Genomic DNA, 20,329 nt, shown 5'->3' on the forward strand with positions numbered 1-20,329 from the left:
GATGATTGACTTCTGCGTTCGCCAGCCGTTTCTGACTTTGTTCTTAGCGCTGATCATCGCTGCAGTCGGCGGATATTGCGCGACGGTGGTGCCGATTGACGCCATTCCCAACGTCGGTGAGAACCAAGTCATAGTTTTTACCGAATGGCCAGGACGGTCTCCCAAGGACGTCGAGGACCAGGTCACCTATCCCCTTTCTGTTGCCTTGCTCACGGTGCCACACGCAGAAAGCGTGCGGGGCAAGAGCATGTTCGGTTACAGCTTCGTGCAGGTAACCTTCGCGGACGGCACCGATTTCTATTGGGCCCGCTCCCGAGTGCTGGAGCGATTGGGAACCGCGATTGCGACATTGCCGGCGGGCGTCACGCCGACGCTCGGCCCGGATGCGACGGCACTGGGCCAGATTTTTTACTACGTGCTCGATGGTCCGAAGGGCATGAACCTCGCCGAGTTGCGTTCGCTGCAGGACTACGTCATCAAGTACGAACTGCAATCAGTTCAAGGAGTCAGCGAAGTTGCCAGTGTTGGCGGCTATGTCCGGCAATATCAAATCGAAGTCGATCCCGATGCACTTCGCTTCCACGACATCCCGCTGGATCGAGTAATCGCCGCCGTTAAAGACTCGAACATCGACGTCGGCGCGAAGACAGTTGAATCGGGTGGTATGGAATACGTCATCCGAGGCCGCGGCTTCATAGGCCAAAGTAAGGACGTGCTGCAGTCGCTAGCCGACATTGAGAAAACCGTCGTTGTTTCGCGTGACGGAGTTCCTGTGCGGATTCGCGATCTGGGGCAGGTTCAACTGGGGCCTGACTTTCGCAGCGGCGCTATCGACCTCAACGGCTCGGAGGCTGTTGGCGGGGTGGTAGTGATGCGGTTCGGCGAGAACCCTCGTGACGTGATTCAGCGCGTGCGCGACAAGATCAAGCAGATTGAGCCCGGCCTCAAGGGAGTGAAGGTCGTGGCGATTTACGACCGCACCGGCCTCATTAACGAAACGGTGGAGACGCTCACCGAGTCGCTGCGCGAAGAACTAATGATTACCGCGGTCGTCATTGTCATTTTCCTGTTGCATATCCGAGCCAGCATCATTGTGGCCGTGACCTTACCCATGGCCGTGTTGATGGCCTTCATCGGAATGGTGTGGTTCAAGATCGACGCCAACATCATGTCGCTGGCGGGGATTGCAATTGCCATTGGCGAGGTCGCTGACCTGGGGATCATCATTTCGGAGAACATCTATCAACACCTGGTGGAATGGGAAGCCAGCCAGGCAGGAGGCGTTCGTGCTACCGATGGAACCTTGCAACCGCGCGATGCCCGCACGCGAACCGAAGTGATTATTGACGCCACACACGAAGTAGCGCCGGCAGTGATGACCGGTGTGTCAACGACAATCGTCAGCTTCCTGCCGGTCTTCTTCTTGACCGGCCGCGACTACAAATTGTTTGCGCCGCTGGCCTGGACCAAGACGTTCGCCATGTTCGCGGCACTGTTAGTCGCCGTCTTTCTGGTTCCCGCGCTCTGCCGCTTGCTACTCAGCAGCGCTCGCTGGCCAACCTGGCGGGGGTGGGTAGCTGCCGGTGCCGCGGGCGCGGTGGGCATGCTCGCCAGCATCCTGTTTTGGCATCCTTGGATAGAGGACGTATCGCCGTTGCCCTTGTGGGCCACTGCACCGCTCGCCGGCTTACTCATCGGCGGCATGGCTTACTTGATGTCGCGGGAACGACTTCGACCGATCGAGGAGAATCCGACGAGCCGGATCATTCTGTGGATCTACGAGCCAACGCTTCGTTTTCTGCTTGCGCACAAGTTCAGTTTTATGGCGGTGCCATTGCTGATCATTCTGCTTGGCACGGGTGCCTGGTTGGGATTGCCGACGATTTTGTACCCTGCCGAGCAAGTTGTCCACGGTTTAGGTGCAGAGCCGAATGCGATTCCCGGTTACGTCGATCTCAAGCATCGGTTGCCTGGGCTGCGCACCGACGACTGGATTGCGCTCGATGAGGGAACCTGGTTCTACATGCCCACCCTCTATCCCGCAGCCAGTTTTTCGCAGGGTATGGAAGTGTTGCAAACTCAGGATGCCCTGATCAAGGAAATTCCGGAAGTCGCGAACGTGCTCGGAAAAATCGGACGAGTTGAATCGGCCCTTGATCCGGCGCCGGGCGTAATGATCGAAACGTACGTCATGTTGAAGCCCGAGTCGGAGTGGCGTCCCGGAGTAACCATCCACAGCATCTGGGAACAAATCAACGCACTTGGCACCTTGCCCGGCGTCACGCCAGCGTCACCACTGCAGCCCATCGAAGGGCGAGTGGTGATGCTCCAAAGCGGCATCAAAGCGCCCATGGCGATTCGCGTCTATGGCGATAATCTGGATGGCCTGGCTGAGGCGGCTCGCAGCGTCGCTGAGCGATTGAAGAAGATTCCCCAAGTGAATGCAGCCACGGTCAATCCGGATATTGTGCTCGGAATGCCGTACGTTGAGTTCGATGTGGATCGCGAGGCCGCCGCTCGTTTTGGCATGACGACGATGTCGGTCAATCAAGTCATCGAAACTGCGCTGGGGGGCATGAATCTCACGACGACCGTGGAAGGGCGCGAGCGCTATCCGATTCGCATTCGCTATCAACGAGATCTGCGCGAGCGCATCGACGACCTACCACGACTTCCGGTGGTGACGGAGTCAGGCGAGGTGGTTCCGCTGGAAATCCTAGCCAAGATGAAGACGACCTGGGGACCGGGCATGATCAGCAGCGAGGATGCGCGGCTGGTAGCACATATCGCGTTTGCTCCATCCGGAATGACGGGCGATCTGGAAACGGTTGAAGCCGTAGAGAACCATTTGCGCCAGGCACAAACGGATGGCACACTCAAGCTCCCTGCAGGTTATGCGCTGCTAACCGTCGGTTCATTTCAGAATCAGATCGCGGCGAATCGCCGCCTGATCCTCATCATGCCCCTCGTTGCCCTTGCGGAATTGCTCATCATCTATCTGAATTTTCGCAGTATCCCTCTGACGTTAATCATTTTTACACAGATCCCAATCGCGGTCTTCGGTGGCATGATTGGCCTGGGGCTATACGGGATCGAAATGAACACAGCCATTTGGGTTGGCCTGATTGCACTCATCGGCATCTCGGAAGACGACGGCGTGGTCATCGCGACCTACATGGAGCAGTTGTTCGCCCGCCTGCCGGTCCAGACGGTTCAGGGATTGCGCAATGCGACGCTAGAAGCCGGCCGCCGGCGCATTCGTCCCTGCTTAATGACGGCATTCACCACTTTCGCGGCCCTCCTGCCCGTCATGTTAGCCACCGGCAGAGGTGCTGACGTAGCCCGCGCGATGGCACTGCCAGTGTTTTTCGGCATGTTTATCGAATTAGTCTCGCTCTTCGTCGTTCCAGTCCTCTACTGCGGCTATATGGAGATGAAACTTCACTTGGCACCGCAGGACAATGCAGGACCACAACTTACCCAGGCAGCTTCCGAACGCCCCACCATGGAGACAACTCATGTTTAAGCGTCACTCGCTTGTTAACTCGCGGCTTCGGTTTCTATTTTGTTTATTGGCAATCTCAGCTTCTGTTCACGCGGCCGAACCGATTGAACTTGTGCGTGGTGAGGCACCTCGGCATCCTCAGCAACCACAGCTGTCCGTCGATGGCTCCGGTGGGGTTCACGTCGTTTATGGGGTTCACGACGTCGTCTGCTACCAATCCTCCAATGATGGCGGCAAGACTTTCAGCAAGCCCACGGAACTCACCTTTGCACACGCCATGTCTTTGGGCATGCGGCGCGGGCCAAGGATTGCCGCGACGGACAAAGCAATCTGCATCACCGCAATCGGCGGGAAGCAAGGAAAGGGACGCGATGGCGACGTACTGGCGATGAGTTCGCTCGATGGCGGCAAGACCTGGACTGGCCCCGTGCAAGTCAACGACGTCGATGATGCCGCCCGCGAAGGTTTGCACGCGATGGCCGCGGGGCCCAAGGGCGAAATATGCTGTGTCTGGCTCGACCTCCGCAACAAGGCAACGGAAATCGCGGCATCGACTTCGCTCGATGGGGGCAAGACCTGGAGCAAGAACGTCCTCGCCTACAAGTCTCCCGACGGCAGCGTTTGCGAATGCTGCCATCCGAGCGTTGCATTCGATGAACGTGGTCGGATTTATGTACAGTGGCGAAATTCGTTGGGTGGGAATCGTGACATCTACGTCACGACATCAGCCGACGGCGGTAAGAAATTTGCGAACGCAACCAAACTTGGAACCGGAACATGGCCGCTGAAGGCTTGCCCGATGGATGGCGGCGCAATTGCTGTTACAGGCAATCAAGTCAGTTCCGTTTGGCGGCGCGACAAATCGCTGTTTCTCGTTCTCTCTGGAAAGCAGGCTGAACAACCTCTCGGAGTCGGCGAGCAGCCTTGGATTGCGTCCACCAAAGACGGGCCGTTTGTGATATGGCTAATCAAGCGAGGAGAGCAAGCGTACTTGCTAACTCCCGACCAAAAGACCCCCGTTCCTTTGGCGAATCGTGCTGGTGATCCAGTGATTGCGGCCAGTCCTAAAGGGACGGGGCCGGTTGTGGTTGCTTGGGAATCGAGAGATGGCAAGAACTACACCATTCTTTGTCAGACCGTTAGCGAGTAACGAACTTCTACGTTTCAAGAATAAAATATCGAAAGGGTCATTCCATGATTCGACAAATTGCGTCCATTCTGCTTCTGTCTGTCGCTGTGTTGGGAGTTACCGCTGGTTGCAATCAAAACTCCAATCCACCGGCAGCCAATCCGCCGGCCTCTGGCGGCAATGTGGTTGGTCCTTCCGACATGGAAAAAATGAAAGCCGAGCTGGCCAAACTCTCCCCGGAGGATGCTGCATCAGCGGAGAAACAGCACGTTTGCCTAGTCACGGACAAGATGCTCGGAACGATGGGTCCGCCGCTGAAGGTCGATGTCGACGGCAAACCAATCTGGATTTGCTGCGAAGGCTGCCGCGATGAAGTCCTGGCCAACAAGGACACCTACCTCGCCAAGCTAAAGAAGGAATAAGGGACTATGGCCGACCTCCTTGAGTTTGCCAAGCAAGTGAAAGACCAATTGACCCGGGTCACGCGTGAGCCCCATTGGGAGTCTGGCGAAGCTGAACGGTACATGGTCGAGATCAACGCTCGTCGTGAGCGCCTTGCGCAAATCACGAACAGACTAATGACGACGACAATTCAACCGCGTCTGGAGATTCTCGCCGAGTATTTCTCCAATGCCACTCGCACCAGAAACGAACCGAGTGGCTGTTGCTCGTATTGGTTCGGCTACTGCGAACGGTTTCCGACGAGCACTAAGGTGTCTTACACGGTTGAGCACGATGTTCGTTTTGAAAAAGTTATCGTGCGTTACGACGCTGTGATGATGCCCGTATTCATCAAACTCGTGGAGCATGACAACCTGACATTTGCGCTGGATGAAGTGCAGGACGACTTAGTCGCAACGTGGGTGGAAACCAAATTGCTGGATTTTCTTGACGCCTACTTGCGCATTGATCGGGGCGCGGATTTCGCCGACGAAGCAACCACCGACCCCGTATGCGGCATGCGAATCAGTCGGTCTACCGCCAAGGTGAGCGACAGCTATCGGGGACATCCCTACTTCTTCTGTTCCGGCGAATGCCAGGAAGCGTTCGCTCGCGAACCCAAGGCCTATGTCGAAGTAAAGACCATGTGAGGTTTGGGCCGCAATTGGGACTGGGCGCGACCGCGTCCACCGGAAATCATGATGACAACGGCCGAAATGAACTCCGAGAGTGCGAGCCAGCCACATGCAATCAGCGCGAAGGATGCTCTGCGAGCGCATGGAATGAGTCGCGAGCATGGACACAACTCCACCTCGATTGCTGCAGTCCGGGCCGAGCATGGCTGGAACGAATTGCAGGAAGGACCACCGTACCCCTGGTGGAAGCGGCTATTAGGCCAGTTTCAGGATGTCGTGATCCTGATGCTGTTTTGCGCGGCGATCATCTCCGGAGCCCTCAACGAATGGAGCGATAGTCTAGCGATCATCGCGATCGTCATCCTCAATGGATTGATCGGATTCTTTCAAGAAGAACGTGCCCAGCAGGCGCTCGCCGCGCTGAGAAAGATCTCACGTCCGCAAGCGAAGGTGATTCGCGACGGCGCGTTAACCACCGTCCCCGCTATGGAACTTGTGCCAGGAGACGTCATTGAAATCGAAGCCGGCGATGACATTCCCGCTGACGCGCGATTGCTCACAGCGTTCAACCTTGGCGTTCAAGAGGCAGCATTGACTGGTGAATCGGTGCCAACCGCCAAGGACTCAGAGGCGATTCTGGCAGCAGATGCGTCACTCGGTGATCGCCGTAACATGGTGTATCTCGGGACGATTGTGGCCTGCGGCAAAGGACGCGCGCTCGTCACCGCGATTGGCATGCGGACGGAGTTGGGCCGAATCGCGGGCTTTCTCAAGCAAGTCGAACCGGAACCCACACCGCTGCAACTCCGCCTCGCGGAGTTAGGGAAGACGCTGGTGGCATTATGCCTCGGCATCGTGTTCGTGGTTTTCCTGCTGCAGTGGTTTCGACAGGGCAAGTTCTTGGAGGCGTTTCTCACTTCGGTCGGGCTGGCTGTGGCAGCGGTGCCTGAAGGATTGCCGGCAGTGGTCACGGTGGCTCTAGCGCTCGGTTTGCAGCGGATGGTGCGGCGGAACGCGCTCGTGCGCAAATTGCCGAGCGTAGAAACACTGGGATCGGTCACCGTCATTTGCTCCGACAAAACGGGCACGCTAACGCGAAATGAGATGACCGTGCAGGAGATCGTGACGGGTGATGGGGGCTTTCACGTTACCGGTTCCGGGTACGCGCCGCGCGGAAACTTTCTGCGGCACAGCTCGGACACGTCGAGCGACGCCGACACACTTTTGGCACCAGCGAAGGAAATTGCATTACGGCGAGTGCTCTTGATCGGCGGTTGGTGCAACAACGCGCGATTGCAACCTCCGGAATCAGCAGAGCAATCTTGGTCCGTGGTGGGCGATCCGACCGAGGGGGCCTTGATCGTGGTGTTCGCCAAGGCTGGCTTGGGTGGCGAACTTTCCACGCCCCGCGTGATCCACGAAATTCCGTTTGATTCCACTCGCAAACATATGACCATGTTCCTCGACTCGCGCGAGGAAGGTACGGTGATTTTCGCCAAAGGAGCCCCGGAAGTGCTGTTGGCACTTTGCCAACAAGAATGGGTGGGAGCGCGGGCCGTACCGCTCACGCCGGAGCGACGGGAGTTTTGGTCGCAAGCCAACGCCGAACTCGCGTCACAGGCATTGCGTGTGCTGGCGATGGCATCGCGCCCGGCACAGTCAGGTGAGCCGCACTCAGACTTGGAATCCGACCTGATATTCGCGGGGCTCGTAGGCATGATTGATCCACCACGCGATGAAGCCCGCGCCGCAATTGCCACCTGCCGGGCGGCGGGGATTCGGCCGGTGATGATCACCGGCGACCATCCCGCTACAGCCTTCGCCATCGCTCGCTCGCTGCAGCTAACTAGCGATGAGTCTGCCGTCATTGCTGGCCCCCAATTAGAGACGATGAGCGACGATGAACTACGCGAACGTGTGCTTCACACGGCCGTGTACGCCAGAGCTACGGCAGAACATAAGATTCGCATCGTGAAGGCCTGGCAATCGCGCGGGGATATTGTGGCGATGACCGGCGACGGTGTGAACGACGCCCCCGCCGTGCAAGCCGCCAATATCGGTATCGCCATGGGAATCGCCGGAACGGATGTCACCAAGGCGGCGGCCGACATGGTGCTGACCGACGACAACTTCGCCTCGATCGTAAGCGCCGTCGAAGAAGGGCGCGGCATTTACGACAACATCCGCAAGGTGCTTCAATACCTACTGGCCTGCAACTTCGGCGAGCTACTGCTGATGTTCTTTGCCAGTCTGTTCGGTTGGCCCTCCCCGCTGCTAACGATTCAGCTCCTGTGGATCAACTTGGTGACCGACGGAATCCCCGCGCTGGCACTCACGCTCGAACCGACAGAGACGGACGTTATGCAGCGACCGCCCCGACCGGCCAACGAACCGATCTTGTCTCGTCACTTAGGATTAGCGATCATCGCCCAGGGATTTCTGGTGGGAAGCACATCACTGATTGCCTTCGCAATAAGTCGCTACTATTTCGGCGACTCGTTAGAGCAAGCCCGCGCGGTCACCTTCTGCGTGCTCGTGTATAACGAGTTACTCCGTTCCCTTTCTGCGCGCAGCGATATTAAGACCGTTTTTGAACTTGGCTGGTTCGGGAACCCGTGGCTGTTAGTAACCGTTGTCATCTGCGTCTTACTGCAGGCAGCCGTGGCCCTTACTCCGGGTGTACGCGGTTGGTTCGAAATGCCGCCCCACGATACGCGACATTGGGTAATGATCGCTGTTTTGGCCCTAGTTCCCATCACGCTGGTTGAATTAACGAAAATCGCACTCGCGTTCAAGCATGGCCGTAACCGCAAAGTCCGGCTCAAAGAATAGGCATGCGGTCGCCCTCCTCTAACACGTCGCCTTCAACATTCGAAGTCCGCGCGGTCCTGCTTGCTTCGATAATAGCGATTGAGTCGGGCCTTAGCCCTGTCAATCTGCAGGAACCGTAGCGGCCCTGGATCGAACAAAAGATGCATCCCCAAGTGCGTCGTATTTTTGCAGTTCGAAACAATTCGGTAGATCCGATGCGCTGGACGTTTCTTTATGGGCTGGTACATCCCGATTGTTGGACGCGCGGCACGGTTTGCTGTGCCCGATTCTCAACCCTTGCAATTGCCGCGCGGGCACATCCCAGCGCTCGATGGAATCCGTGGTTTGGCTATTCTGCTGGTAACGGCTTACCGGTTCGCCGGGCCCCACGACGAAAGCACACCGGGCTGGGCATTACCGCTCATTGATCTCGGCAATCGTGGAGTCGATTTGTTCTTCGTCCTGTCTGGTTTCTTGATCACCGGAATTTTGTTCGATGCAAAGGGGCAAGCTAGTTACTTCCGGAATTTTTATGCTCGCCGTACTTTGCGAATCTTCCCGCTCTATTACACGACATTGTTCGTGGTTCTGGTTCTTCTGCCGCTATTAGGCATTTCGACAGCCTGGTTGAAGGCATCAACAACTGACCTCAATTCCCTGTGGTTGTACGGAAGCAACCTAATGATGAGTCACCGGGGCGAATGGAATTTTGGTGGATTGAATCACTTCTGGTCACTGTGCGTTGAAGAGCACTTTTACCTGGTCTGGCCGCTCGTGATCTTCGCCTTGTCGCGGACGAATGCGATGCGACTCTGCATCGGCTTGTTCTGCCTGTCAGCAGGTTCACGAATTGCTTGGATTTTGCTTGGTGGAACCGGCCCCGCAACGGAAGTGTTTACTTTGTTCCGGCTGGACTCGCTATGTGCCGGAGCGTGGATTGCCCTGGCAGCTCGCGGCCCTAATGGCCTGGGCGCGCTCCTGCCCGCTGCCCGCAGCGTCCTGCTCGTTAGCGGCCTACTGCTCCTCCGACTCGTCGTGTTGCGCATGCGTCTGATGACAATTCCAACGACACTATTTGCCTGTTTCTTTGCCGCTTTTATCTTGCTCGCAGTAGCTTCAGCGAAGCAGGGAATACTTTCTTGCCTCGGCCGTTCCAGTTTTCTGCAGTGGTTTGGACGGTACAGCTACGGCATGTACGTCTATCAGAATTTGCTGCTCTATGGCTTGGCAAGCGTCTTCACTGCCCAATCGCTTCAGCAACTGACGGGATCTGCCCTGTTTGGCCGACTTGGCTTTATGCTCGTCATGTCTCTGCTGACCTGCGGCCTGGCGTGGCTCAGCTGGCATAGTTACGAGAAGCGGCTGCTAGCTTTTAAGCATCTGTTTGAATCCAAGCGTCCAACAGTTCCTCTTGAACAGATTGGCGCTACCCTCCCGGCCAAAGAGGCGCGCGTCGCCCATACATAGGCCGCAAAACCAGAGCCAGGTCGATTCGAGAAGGCTGATTTCGATGCCCCAAGGCAGCGCAATCAGCCTTTTTTCATGGCTCGGGCTCCTCTTGCGCAGCTAGCGCGACGATGGCACCGCGTTCGCCTCGAAGCATCCGAGGTTGCGGTCGCCGGCGTTATCAGGGCGGAAGTCGCGGACGCTCCATATTCGAAGGCCATGGATATTCGGGACACCTGTCGAGAGCGGGTTACCGCGGACTCACCCTGATAGGCCTTGACCCTGTAGTAAGGTACAGACCGTAAGATGGCTATAGAGGAGACAAGCAATGCTGACGCTGACAATCGGCCAAGTCGCCCGCGAAGCTGGAATTGGCGTCGAAACCGTTCGATTCTATGAGCGCGAAGGATTGTTGGAACTGCCTGCGCGGCGGGCTTCTGGGTATCGACAGTTTGAACCAGATGCTGTTGCCCGTTTGCGTTTCATCAAACAGGCGCAGCGCCTTGGGTTCACCTTGCGTGAGATCAGGGAGTTATTGTCGCTAAAGCTCAATCCAGGAGCGACACGGGCACAGGTACGGCAGCGGGCCTTGGATAAAGTTACCGACTTTGACCGGCGAATTGCTGACCTGAAGCGGATGAAAAAGGCACTCGCACCGCTCATTGAAGCCTGCGACGGCAGAGGAAAACTGGACGGCTGTCCGATCCTCGCTGCAATTGAAAAGCCGTGCCACTAGCGGCGGACTCGCTCATCAACAACTTAATCGGGAACGATTCAATGTCGCACTCACACACCTCCCACAGTCTCCAAGTCTTAGGCGACCAAAACAAACCCACGATTGATCCGGTTTGCGGGATGACGGTAGACCCGAAGAGTGCTGCGGGTTCGGTGGAGCATCAAGGCACCACCTACTACTTTTGCAGCACACATTGCGTCCACAAGTTTCAAAAGAGCCCTGCCCAGTTTCTACACGCTGAAGAACCGCCAAAACACGATCGACCTGAAGTCAATGGCGACCAAGAGTCGGTCAAGTACACTTGCCCAATGCATCCGGAGGTTGTGCAATCCGGCCCCGGTGCTTGCCCGAAGTGCGGCATGGCGCTTGAGCCTATGCAACCAACCGTGGATGATGGGCCAGACCCTGAATTGATCTCGATGCAGCGTCGCTTTTGGATCGGCACGGTGTTGACGTTGCCGATCTCTCTGATCGCGATGGCGGGACTGATCCCTTCGGCGTCGCTGATGAAACTGCTGCACGAGAATATGGGTGTTTTGAATTGGACGCAGCTTGTGCTCGCTACGCCCGTTGTTCTGTGGTGCGCGTGGCCATTTTTTGAACGGGCCTGGCTGTCGGTTATCAATCGCAGCCCGAACATGTTCACGCTGATCTCAATCGGCGTGGGAGCGGCATACCTGTATAGCCTCGCCGTGACGATTGCACCCGGTATTTTTCCGGACGGTTTTCGGAACGCGGCAGGTGCAATTGAGCCTTACTTCGATAGCGCTGCGGTGATCGTCGTTCTCGTGTTGCTGGGCCAGGTCTTGGAACTGCGGGCGCGCTCACAGACCGGCGCCGCTATCCGGTCGCTGCTTGGCCTGGCGCCGAAGACGGCGCGTCTCGTTCGGGAGAACGGCTCGGAAGCGGATATTCCGCTCGGACACGTCCACGTCGGCGACCGGCTTCGCATACGGCCAGGTGAGAAGGTACCCGTAGACGGGGCCGTGCTCGACGGACAAAGCAACGTCGACGAGTCCATGGTCACTGGCGAGCCGATTCCCGTCGAGAAGGTGTCGGGAACCAAGGTGGTCGGCGGTACGGTGAATGGTACCGGGAGTTTGCTGATGCAAGCCGAGCGGGTTGGTGGAGATACGCTGCTGGCACAGATTGTTCGCATGGTAGGTGAAGCTCAACGCAGCCGCGCTCCGATTGAGAAACTCGTCAACAAGGTCGCAGCGGTCTTCGTCCCGGCAGTGCTTGGCATAGCGTTGTTGACCTTTGTGATCTGGGCAGTCTGGGGTTCTGAGCCGCGGCTGGCCCACGCCCTCGTCAATGCGGTGGCTGTGCTGATCATCGCGTGCCCGTGCGCCCTGGGACTGGCGACACCAATGGCGATCATGGTGGGAACGGGGCGCGGAGCCACTGCAGGTGTGCTGTTTCGTGACGCCGAGGCGCTCGAAACCTTGCGCAATGCTGACACGCTCGTCGTTGATAAGACCGGCACTTTGACCGAAGGCAAGCCAAAACTGGTAACGGTCGAACCAACAGGCGACTTCAGCGAACATCAATTGTTGGCCATAGCTGCGGGACTTGAGGTGAGTAGCGAGCACCCGCTGGCCTCAGCGATCGTACAAGGCGCTAAAGATCGCGGCGTTTCATTATCGGAAGTCCAAGACTTTCAATCCGTCACGGGGAAGGGTGTCCGTGGCTTGGACCAATCACGGCGCGTGGCAGTTGGCAATCCCGCCATGATGCGCGAGGAAAATGTGGCTGTCAGCACTGTCGAAGCACGGCTTGAACAGCTACGCAGGGAAGGGCAAACCGTTATGCTCGTCGCCGTGGATGGCGCCATCGCCGGATTGATCGGCGTTGCCGACCCGATCAAAGAAACCACGCCCGAGGCGCTGCAGATGCTACATGCAGAGGGCTTTCGGGTGATTATGCTCACAGGCGACAGTCGGGCAACCGCTGAGGCGGTCGCTCGGAAGCTCGGAATCGACGAGGTTATCGCGGAAGTGCTGCCCGAACAAAAAGGTGAGGTCGTCGCGCGCTTGCAACGAGAAGGCCGTGTGGTCGCAATGGCAGGCGACGGAATCAATGATGCTCCTGCGCTGGCCAAAGCGAATGTTGGCATCGCCATGGGCACGGGCACCGATGTAGCGATGGAAAGCGCGGCGATCACCTTGGTCAAAGGCGACCTCCGCGGCATCGTTAGAGCCAAACGGCTAAGCCGGGCCATTTCCGCTGGCATTCGCCAGAATCTCTTCCTCGCATTCGTTTACAACGCGCTGAGCTTACCTTTGGCAGCGTTTGGGCTAGTGACCCCAATGCTGGCCAGCGCCGCCATGAGTCTCAGTTCGGTGAGCGTGATCGCCAATTCACTTCGGCTTCGCGGAACAAAACTTTAAGATCGAATGCCGAACCGCGGTACAAGAGGCTGAGCCGTAAGGTGAACGTAATGAACGAAGTCCATTATTTCGGAGCCGACGGTTGTGCGCTTTTCGCGGCATTGGTCTCGGGTTCCAGTGAGCACGCGGCCGAAACAGATGAGTCAGTTGTTTTGGTGCTGCACTGCGGCGGTCCGGATCACCAGAGTCTCGTTCCGCTTGCTCGGCGAACCGGCGGTGTCCACCCGGTTGTTCTTCCTGATGTCCGAGGATACGGCAAATCCATTTGCCGCAACCCGAGCTGTTATACTTGGACGCAGTATGCCCAGGACGTGATCGCACTACTGGATGAGCTCGGTGTGCGTAAGGCGATTCTGGGCGGCGCTGGACTTGGTGCCACGATCTGCCTAAGCACCGCGGTCGCGTATCCCGATCGTTTTCGGGCTTTATTGCTGATTAGCGTCGAAGACATTGAAGTCGACGAAGCAAAACAGGCCGAAGTTGCATTTATGGACGCATTTGCGGAGCGAGTCCGGCTCTACGGAATTGAAGCGGTTGGTTGTCGCGGAACACCACATTCCGCCCTTCGGTGATCTGATGCACCGATACATCGAATTGTGGAATTGCGATCACGATCAAGAATTGACGCCAACAGATCTCGGGGCCGAGAGCTCTGAACAATCCGCCAGCTAGATGGCAATCATTTTTGGTGGGAGTTTGCCACCAACGATGCGGCGAATTGCTCCCGCTCGTACCATCTCATGCGTTTCAAAGGGCGTTTTGCACTGGGGAACGTTTACGGTGCGGCCTAATTCCACTGATGTGAGAATAGTCCTGATAGCTAAAAAAAGAGAAGGAGTGCGGAGGCCTTCGCCCCCTTGCCACTCCGCTGTGTGTGGGCCTGATGGCTTTGCCGCTGGAACATGGAGGGACGATGATCATGGCCGGCTGAATAGTTGCTGGCATGTCGATCGCCGCCAAAGTATCCGCGGCTGCTGTATCTGGCCTAGACGCTTCCTTGTTGAGCCATCGCCGGCTCAATCGCAGCAACCTAGCGCTGCCCCGGCAAAGGCGGCCGTCAACCACGTTTTACAGAGGGAGTTCAACAGCATCGCGAGATTACCCGAGTGTGTGACTTGCGTTCCGCCACAGTGTGCATTTGCAGAAGGAGCCAATCTCCTGTCTTACTTCGATTCCTTTTGGTTCCGAGGATCGTCATTCGGGTTCACGTACTCAATCTTCCACGGGCCAATGCCGTGAAACTGAACCACCGTTTCGCCTTTGATCCAAACAAAGTGCTTCATGCCGGTTTCCCAGTAGCCATAAGTTCCAGCCGGCATCGGCTTCGTCGCAGCTGCGTCGAATTTGTCGCCCATGCCAATGTTGAAGGTTCCTGAAATCACCGTGATCCGCTCCGTCTTGGGATGGGTATGCGGTGGGATACGATAGCCGTCGGGAGCCTTGACCCGGAACACGAATGGCCCTTCTTTGCTGGGATCACCTTCCAAGACGGCGATCTTGACGCCTGGGGGAAGTGAAGGCGGGCCTTCTTTCCATTCAATCTTGTCGAGGTGGTAAAGTCGAAATTCTTTCGTGTCGTGATCGTCGGCGCGTAGCAGTGAGCCGACGAACATTGCCATCGTCGCGACGGCCAGCGATGTATTTCGCATGGAGTGCTTTCTAAAAGAAGGAGTCTAGGTGGCCACGACGGCGATGCGTGCGGCCAGAGTCCGAGCAACGGGGCAACTCGCTGCTGCTGCTTGGAGCAGTTGTTTTTCCTCAGTCGTCAAGTTGCCTTCCAACGTCAGCGCATAAAACAGCGCCACTGATTCGATCGCGGATCGGTCGATCCGCACATCACAATTCACCGAGGTGAGCGGTAAGTGGTGTCTATCTGCGTACATGCGAACCGTCATCACCATGCACGTCGCCAGCGCCGCCTCTAACAATTCGTGCGGACCAAAGCCGAGCCCTGCCCCGCCTTTGGCGACCGGCAGATCTGCGAAGCTGGACTGGCCACCGTTGGTAAACGCTGTCTGGCAGGACTGATTGAGGCTAGCTGCTTTGATCATTTTTTGTCTGCCCGAATCACCGCGCAAAGCGAGGCTTCGTGTCCCGTACGAGCATTGCGACCCAACCAGAGGACTTGAGGATTGCTAAAACCATGTGCTTTCATTCGGTTCAGAAAGTCATCCTGGACCAAGGCTCCGCCAATGCACCGGAACCAATCGTTAATCTCACGTCGCACGTCCTGCGGCAATTCACCCTTGAGGACGATCTCGGCGAAAATGGTTCTCCCACCAGGCTTGAGCACTCGCGCGACTTCCCTCATCACGGCGTCTTTGTCCGGCGACAAGTTGTAGATGCCGTTGGCGGTTACAAGATCAACAGAATTATCCGGCAGAGGAATCGCGTCCGCTGGAGCATGTAGCCACTCGACGTTCTCGATGCCGAGTGCGGTCAGGTTGCTGCGGGCTTTGTCGAGCATGGGCTGGGCCAAATCCAGACCGAACAGGCGTCCGGACGGGCCGACCTTTTGTGCATAGAGATACAGGTCGAGTCCAGCACCACAGCCCAGATCGAGGACCGTTTCCCCCGACTTGGCATCCACGAATGCCTGAGGGTTTCCAGCTCCGGTAAATGATTCCCACATGCCGGCCGGCAAGCGATCGAGCAATTCGGACTCGTATCCAACGCTTTCGGCGAACTTGCGGCCGACCGGGAAGTTGAATTTCTCACCGGGAGTCGTCGCCACCAGTCCGTAGCGTTCCGCGACAGTGCACTTAATTTCCTCGCCGGAGAGTTCTGCAAGCGGTTTCATCTAACACCATGCTGCTTTCTGGAACGCCTTACTCGGCATCCTTGAATCCGGCCTTCAGCAACTCGGCGTAACCCGCCTTCAGCGGACGCACGTTGTAGCCATGCTTTTTGAGAAGTTCGGCTGCCTTGAGCGAACGCACGCCGACAGCGCAGTGCGTATAGATGATGCGGTCCTTGGGCAGTCGTGCTAATGAGGCTTTGACGTCATCGGCCTCCTCCAAACTGCTCAGCGGAAGCAGCAGAGCGTCCGCGATATGGCCACTATCCCATTCTTCTTTCTCGCGGACGTCGACAAGTACAGCTTTCTTCGCAGTGATATTCTCTTTGACGGTTGGCAACGAGTCCTTGGTGAGGTCCAGAGCGATCAAATCTGTCCCGATCAAGCAAACAAGAACCAAAGCGAAATGCGGCGCTGATTTCATTGGTTGGTTTCTCCCTAGGTGGGTGAGGCAGAAGATTCGTCCTAATGGGCAATCGCTGAACAGGCGTTGATGTGAAGCAGCATTTCAACAACAGTGTCGATTTCGCTGCGGGTAGTCTCGCGCCCGAGGCTGAATCGCACGGCTCCGAGGGCAACTTTGCGAGGCACTTCCATGGCGGCGAGGACGGGACTGATGTGAGTTGTTCCGGCGTGGCAGGCGGAACCAGTGGATGCGGCCAGGTTCGGCATAGCAGCCAGAATCTCGGTCCCATTCCTGCCGCGAAAGCTGACGTTGAGTGTATTGGGCAAGCGCTGCGTGGGATGCCCGTTCAGCGCGATCTTGTCGCCGAATGCCGCTTGTAAGTCGATCCAAAACTCATCGCGCAGAGTTTTGATTGAATAATCTTCGGTCCACAACTGGGCCAGTTCGCAAGCGGCACCCAGGCCCACAATTTCGAGAACATTCTCCATACCGGCACGTCGTCCGGCCTCGTGACCGGCGCCATGCAGCAGCGGTTCTAGCTCCACTCCCTCGCGAACATAAAGTGCCCCGACTCCCTTGGGGCCATACAGCTTGTGGCCGGCCACGGTCAGCAAATCGACGCCTAGCGATTCGACGTCAACCGGAATCTTGCCGACGGTTTGTGCCGCATCGGTATGGACAAGGATCTCATGTTTGCGCGCAATCGCCGCGATCTCCATCAGAGGTTGAATGGTGCCGACTTCGTTATTGGCGTGCATGATCGAAATCAGCGCAGTGTCTGGTCGGATCGCCCGCTGCAAATCCTCCAGATCAACGAGACCATGCCGATCAACTGGCAGGCGAGTCACTTCCGCCCCGAGGCGTTCTAAGAAACTGCAAGGCTCCAGAATCGCCGGGTGCTCAATGCGAGTGGTGATGACATGGAAGGGACGGCCACGAACACGCTTAGCAAAGAACAGCCCCTTGAGGGCGTAGTTGTTGGCTTCGGTTCCGCCTGACGTAAAGACGACTTCGGTCGCATCGCAGCACAGCAGCGCCGCTACCTGTGACCGAGCGGTTTCAACTGCATCACGAGCTGGCAATCCTGCCCAATGCACACTGGAAGGATTGCCGTACGGCTCCGTGAGGCACCGCGACATCGCCGCCGCAACTTCGCCGGCAATCGGCGTGGTCGCGTTGTAGTCGAGATAGATCGGCGAACTCATCGCTTGGCTACCTCGCGACGCCCGGACTTTGCTGATTGTGCCGTAGACTTCGCAATCGCCTTGGCCAGCCGCTCCTTGTCTGCCTGGATCTCTGCGGGGGTACGCTTAACGATAGGATCATTGCGGCCAACAAGTGCCAGCATGTCCTCGACCAACGCAGGTCGGCACAGATAGTAACAACGCAGTGAACCATCCTGGGCATAGTCCACGAGCTTCGCATGCCGGAGTACCGCCAAGTGCTGGGAAATGTTCGCCTGCCGAGCCGGTAGCAACTCCTCCATGTCCGTTACGCACTTCGGGCCCACGACCAGCTCCAGCAAAATTGCCAGCCGCGTGGGGTGCGAGAATGCCTTGAGTAATTCAGCGGCAGCGCGCGAATCCTTCAAATCCATGGCGACAAACTCCGTATTCGGATATTCGATCCTTCGAATATCCTAACGGCGAATGCCCCCGACGGTCAACAACAGAACCATTACCGTCCTGCCGCGTGTTATTCGCCTGATTGGCATTTCCAGGCGCCAAGATTGCGCATGGCTCAACACGCACCGCGACACTTTGTCGCGAATGCTCGATCTGAAGGAGATTCATGACGCCGTCCGACACTTACGGCAGGTCGCGAACTCGCCGAGAAATTGGGAGAACTGCGAAGGTTCAGCGCTCCCGGAAAATCCGGTTGGAGCGGTTGAACGAATGCTGCCGAATAGCCGTAATAATCGGTGTTCTACGGATCGCCACCCGGCGGGCCTCATTGTCCGCTGGCAGGTTTCGACATAAGCTGAATGTGAAAGGGAGAGCTAGCAAGAACCATGTTTCGCCGTTGCGTTTCACTCCTGATGATCGTGGGAATGTTTGCCAGTCAACTGGCAGCGATTCCTCACGCGCACGGAGCGACTTCACGAGAGGAGCAGCGGAAGCACGATGCGACGCCGCACTTCCATTGGTTCGGCCATTGCCATTCGCATCCCCACGCTCATGGGAAACACGACCACTATCATCAGCAAGATCAAACGTCCAAAAACGACACATCAGATGGTCAAACTCCGCGCCCTTCCGGCACTGATCCCGACCACAATGCGGACGCTGTTTACCTCGCAAGTGGAACGAGCTGCACGTTAGATTCCGGCGCCCAAGTCTCGTCGGTCCGCATTTTGCTGTTTGCTTTGCAAATGCCCGTCGCGCCATCGATTTGTGGAATTGACGGAAAGGCAGTGCGCGGCCTCCCCTGGCGCCCGCCTGATCAGGTGCTCGACGGCTCGGAAATCTATCTCACTCTGCGGACTCTCCGCATCTAAGCGCCCTCTTTGCGCTTACTCGCTCATTGCTGCGCAACTTGCTCGTTGCTCACTACTTCCCTTCTCCTGTTTGCGTTGCTCGGTTCGGCGCATTCTGCATTGGCCTGCGGTTTCGGAGAGTCTCCATGACTCGAAGCAAGTTCATCATCAATATCGCTGTCTCGCTGATGTCGTTGGGCGTCGCCATCGGGCTCGGAGCCTACGCCTTCAACGAATGGAAAAGTCGTCAGACCGCCGCTGCCACCAGTAAGGATGCTCCGCCCAAAGCACCTATCGCCGATGGAAATACGCCGGTGCGGATTAGTGCCGAAGCGCGCAAGAACCTGGGCGTTTCGTCCAAACCACTTCAGCTCAGCACGTACTTCCGGAAGATCGAAGTCCCAGGTGTGATCACTGACCGTCCCGGTATCAGCGATCGCGGCGTTGTCGCGCCCGTGACCGGCATCGTCACCAAGATCCATGCCTATCCAGGCAGTACTGTAGCTCCGAATGCACCGCTATTCGCGCTACGCTTGGTCAGCGATTCGCTGCACACTTCGCAACTCGAACTATTCAAAGCCACCAAGGAAATCGAAATTGCTCGCCAGCAGCAAAAGCGGCTTGAAGGATTGGCGGATATGGGAGGTATTGCCGGATCGCGGCTCATCGAAATCGAAAATCAAGTCAAACGTATGGACGTTAACGTCTTGGCATACCGGCAGGATCTGAAGGCACGCGGACTCTCGGAGAAGCAGATCGAAGCTGCGGCCAATGGGGACTTTGTAGCGGAGATTACGGTCACGGCTCCCGGCGAACAGGCTCTCAAGGTCGCGGAAGTTGCCCTGGCGTCAGCCATCGAAGGCGAACCGGCTCGATTACCGTTCAGTTTCGAGTTGCAAATGCTCAAAGTTGAGTTGGGGCAGCAAATCGAGGCCGGCCAACTCCTCTGCACGCTTGCCGATCACCGCGCCCTGCTGATCGAGGGGCAGGGCTTCAAGAAGGACATGCCGCTAATCCAGCGCACCGCCAAAGAACAACTCCCGATCAACGTCGGATTTGAGGTTGAGGAGGGAAACAACTGGCCGGCGCTGCCGAATGAACTCCAGATAAGTCATGTCGCAAATCTGATCGACACCGAAACCCGCACGTTCAGTTTCTACCTGCCGCTCGACAATCAATGGCAAGCCTATTCGCAAGGGGGCAAAGAGCGGCTGATTTGGCGGTTCCGCCCTGGCGACCGCGTGAGTTTATCCATCGCCGTTGAGAAAATCGAGAACGTGTTCGTATTGCCGCAAGCCGCACTCGTGCGCGAGGGGCCAGAAGCATTCGTGTTTCGCCAGAACGGCGATCTGTTCGACCGCGTCGCCGTCCACGTGTTGCACGAAGACAGCACCTCGGTGGTGATTGCCAATGATGGCGGTCCGCGGAAGGGAGCATTCGTCGCTCAGAACGCGGCGGCCTCGCTGAACCGGGTTTTGAAGGCCCAATTAGCGAGTGGCATCCCGACGAATGTTCACGTCCATGCCGACGGCACCACGCACGAAGCTCACTAGGAAC

Annotated in this window: 17 protein-coding genes; 11 read left to right on the plus strand and 6 right to left on the minus strand. The window is 57.2% G+C overall.

The genetic code is table 11. The annotated features are described in order from the left end of the window. Position 1: 1 nt before the first annotated feature. The 9 genes from ETAA8_RS08390 to ETAA8_RS08430 all read left to right on the plus strand — a co-directional run bounded on the left by ETAA8_RS08390 (position 2) and on the right by ETAA8_RS08430 (position 13,665). The gene (locus tag ETAA8_RS08390; protein WP_315851586.1) at positions 2–3,526 is read left to right on the plus strand and encodes an efflux RND transporter permease subunit; all 3,525 of its coding nucleotides are present in this window, start codon (positions 2–4) and stop codon (positions 3,524–3,526) included. Next, positions 3,519–4,655, plus strand: coding sequence for a sialidase family protein (locus ETAA8_RS08395; RefSeq protein ID WP_202921680.1), 1,137 nt, complete (start codon positions 3,519–3,521; stop codon positions 4,653–4,655). Before ETAA8_RS08390 ends, ETAA8_RS08395 begins: the two co-directional genes overlap by 8 nt. A 44-nt stretch (positions 4,656–4,699) precedes the next feature. Continuing rightward, positions 4,700–5,056 carry a hypothetical protein gene (locus ETAA8_RS08400; RefSeq protein ID WP_145087432.1) on the plus strand — a complete coding sequence of 119 codons (357 nt, stop codon included), beginning with the start codon at positions 4,700–4,702 and terminating at the stop codon, positions 5,054–5,056. Between the two features lie 6 nt (positions 5,057–5,062). Next, positions 5,063–5,725, plus strand: coding sequence for a YHS domain-containing protein (locus ETAA8_RS34465; protein ID WP_202921681.1), 663 nt, complete (start codon positions 5,063–5,065; stop codon positions 5,723–5,725). Positions 5,726–5,791: 66 nt separating this feature from the next. After that, positions 5,792–8,542 carry a cation-translocating P-type ATPase gene (locus tag ETAA8_RS08410; protein WP_261343640.1) on the plus strand — a complete coding sequence of 917 codons (2,751 nt, stop codon included), beginning with the start codon at positions 5,792–5,794 and terminating at the stop codon, positions 8,540–8,542. A 213-nt stretch (positions 8,543–8,755) separates the two neighbouring features. Continuing rightward, the gene (locus ETAA8_RS08415) at positions 8,756–9,988 is read left to right on the plus strand and encodes an acyltransferase family protein (RefSeq protein ID WP_145087436.1); all 1,233 of its coding nucleotides are present in this window, start codon (positions 8,756–8,758) and stop codon (positions 9,986–9,988) included. Positions 9,989–10,295: 307 nt separating this feature from the next. Next, positions 10,296–10,703 (plus strand): heavy metal-responsive transcriptional regulator, encoded by a 408-nt coding sequence (locus tag ETAA8_RS08420; protein WP_145087438.1) that lies wholly within the window; start codon positions 10,296–10,298, stop codon positions 10,701–10,703. Positions 10,704–10,744: 41 nt separating this feature from the next. Continuing rightward, complete coding sequence (locus ETAA8_RS08425) at positions 10,745–13,093, plus strand: heavy metal translocating P-type ATPase (RefSeq protein WP_145087440.1); 2,349 nt, start codon at positions 10,745–10,747, stop codon at positions 13,091–13,093. A 50-nt stretch (positions 13,094–13,143) separates the two neighbouring features. After that, positions 13,144–13,665: an alpha/beta fold hydrolase gene (locus ETAA8_RS08430; RefSeq protein ID WP_145087442.1), complete on the plus strand. Its 522-nt coding sequence runs from the start codon at positions 13,144–13,146 to the stop codon at positions 13,663–13,665. A gap of 591 nt (positions 13,666–14,256) precedes the next feature. Here the strand turns inward: ETAA8_RS08430 and ETAA8_RS08435 are convergent. The 6 genes from ETAA8_RS08435 to ETAA8_RS08460 are packed head-to-tail and all read right to left on the minus strand — an operon-like array spanning position 14,257 to position 17,893. Beyond that, positions 14,257–14,742: a cupin domain-containing protein gene (locus ETAA8_RS08435; RefSeq protein WP_202921683.1), complete on the minus strand. Its 486-nt coding sequence runs from the start codon at positions 14,740–14,742 to the stop codon at positions 14,257–14,259. Positions 14,743–14,766: 24 nt separating this feature from the next. Continuing rightward, positions 14,767–15,144: an OsmC family protein gene (locus tag ETAA8_RS08440; protein WP_145087444.1), complete on the minus strand. Its 378-nt coding sequence runs from the start codon at positions 15,142–15,144 to the stop codon at positions 14,767–14,769. Then, a complete protein-coding gene (locus ETAA8_RS08445) occupies positions 15,141–15,893 on the minus strand; it encodes a methyltransferase domain-containing protein (RefSeq protein ID WP_145087445.1) in 753 nt (250 codons plus the stop codon). Before ETAA8_RS08445 ends, ETAA8_RS08440 begins: the two co-directional genes overlap by 4 nt. A gap of 28 nt (positions 15,894–15,921) precedes the next feature. Further along, on the minus strand, positions 15,922–16,314 hold the full coding sequence (locus ETAA8_RS08450; protein WP_145087448.1) for a rhodanese-like domain-containing protein: 393 nt from the start codon (positions 16,312–16,314) through the stop codon (positions 15,922–15,924). Positions 16,315–16,355: 41 nt separating this feature from the next. Further along, positions 16,356–17,501, minus strand: a complete 1,146-nt coding sequence (locus ETAA8_RS08455; RefSeq protein ID WP_145087450.1) for a cysteine desulfurase family protein — start codon at positions 17,499–17,501, stop codon at positions 16,356–16,358. Then, positions 17,498–17,893, minus strand: coding sequence for an ArsR/SmtB family transcription factor (locus tag ETAA8_RS08460; protein ID WP_145087451.1), 396 nt, complete (start codon positions 17,891–17,893; stop codon positions 17,498–17,500). Before ETAA8_RS08460 ends, ETAA8_RS08455 begins: the two co-directional genes overlap by 4 nt. 526 nt (positions 17,894–18,419) lie before the next feature. Here ETAA8_RS08460 and ETAA8_RS08465 point away from each other — a divergent pair. Together ETAA8_RS08465 and ETAA8_RS08470 are read left to right on the plus strand one after the other, a co-directional pair. Further along, positions 18,420–18,617, plus strand: a complete 198-nt coding sequence (locus ETAA8_RS08465) for a hypothetical protein (RefSeq protein WP_145087453.1) — start codon at positions 18,420–18,422, stop codon at positions 18,615–18,617. A 301-nt stretch (positions 18,618–18,918) separates the two neighbouring features. After that, complete coding sequence (locus ETAA8_RS08470) at positions 18,919–20,325, plus strand: efflux RND transporter periplasmic adaptor subunit (RefSeq protein WP_145087455.1); 1,407 nt, start codon at positions 18,919–18,921, stop codon at positions 20,323–20,325. Positions 20,326–20,329: the final 4 nt, after the last annotated feature.

The sequence above is a fragment of the Anatilimnocola aggregata genome (assembly GCF_007747655.1).
GTDB classification, from domain to species: domain Bacteria; phylum Planctomycetota; class Planctomycetia; order Pirellulales; family Pirellulaceae; genus Anatilimnocola; species Anatilimnocola aggregata.

Bases quoted from the DNA above. Each gene is read 5' to 3' on its own strand.
- ETAA8_RS08400 (WP_145087432.1), top strand. From the start codon at position 4,700: ATGATTCGACAAATTGCGTCCATTCTGCTTCTGTCTGTCGCTGTGTTG.
- ETAA8_RS08470 (WP_145087455.1), top strand. From the start codon at position 18,919: ATGACTCGAAGCAAGTTCATCATCAATATCGCTGTCTCGCTGATGTCG.
- ETAA8_RS08425 (WP_145087440.1), top strand. From the start codon at position 10,745: ATGTCGCACTCACACACCTCCCACAGTCTCCAAGTCTTAGGCGACCAA.
- ETAA8_RS08420 (WP_145087438.1), top strand. From the start codon at position 10,296: ATGCTGACGCTGACAATCGGCCAAGTCGCCCGCGAAGCTGGAATTGGC.
- ETAA8_RS08390 (WP_315851586.1), top strand. From the start codon at position 2: ATGATTGACTTCTGCGTTCGCCAGCCGTTTCTGACTTTGTTCTTAGCG.
- ETAA8_RS08415 (WP_145087436.1), top strand. From the start codon at position 8,756: ATGGGCTGGTACATCCCGATTGTTGGACGCGCGGCACGGTTTGCTGTG.
- ETAA8_RS08450 (WP_145087448.1), bottom strand. From the start codon at position 16,314: ATGAAATCAGCGCCGCATTTCGCTTTGGTTCTTGTTTGCTTGATCGGG.
- ETAA8_RS08465 (WP_145087453.1), top strand. From the start codon at position 18,420: ATGCGACGCCGCACTTCCATTGGTTCGGCCATTGCCATTCGCATCCCC.
- ETAA8_RS08410 (WP_261343640.1), top strand. From the start codon at position 5,792: ATGAACTCCGAGAGTGCGAGCCAGCCACATGCAATCAGCGCGAAGGAT.
- ETAA8_RS08445 (WP_145087445.1), bottom strand. From the start codon at position 15,893: ATGAAACCGCTTGCAGAACTCTCCGGCGAGGAAATTAAGTGCACTGTC.
- ETAA8_RS08435 (WP_202921683.1), bottom strand. From the start codon at position 14,742: ATGCGAAATACATCGCTGGCCGTCGCGACGATGGCAATGTTCGTCGGC.
- ETAA8_RS08460 (WP_145087451.1), bottom strand. From the start codon at position 17,893: ATGGATTTGAAGGATTCGCGCGCTGCCGCTGAATTACTCAAGGCATTC.
- ETAA8_RS34465 (WP_202921681.1), top strand. From the start codon at position 5,063: ATGGCCGACCTCCTTGAGTTTGCCAAGCAAGTGAAAGACCAATTGACC.
- ETAA8_RS08440 (WP_145087444.1), bottom strand. From the start codon at position 15,144: ATGATCAAAGCAGCTAGCCTCAATCAGTCCTGCCAGACAGCGTTTACC.
- ETAA8_RS08430 (WP_145087442.1), top strand. From the start codon at position 13,144: ATGAACGAAGTCCATTATTTCGGAGCCGACGGTTGTGCGCTTTTCGCG.
- ETAA8_RS08455 (WP_145087450.1), bottom strand. From the start codon at position 17,501: ATGAGTTCGCCGATCTATCTCGACTACAACGCGACCACGCCGATTGCC.
- ETAA8_RS08395 (WP_202921680.1), top strand. From the start codon at position 3,519: ATGTTTAAGCGTCACTCGCTTGTTAACTCGCGGCTTCGGTTTCTATTT.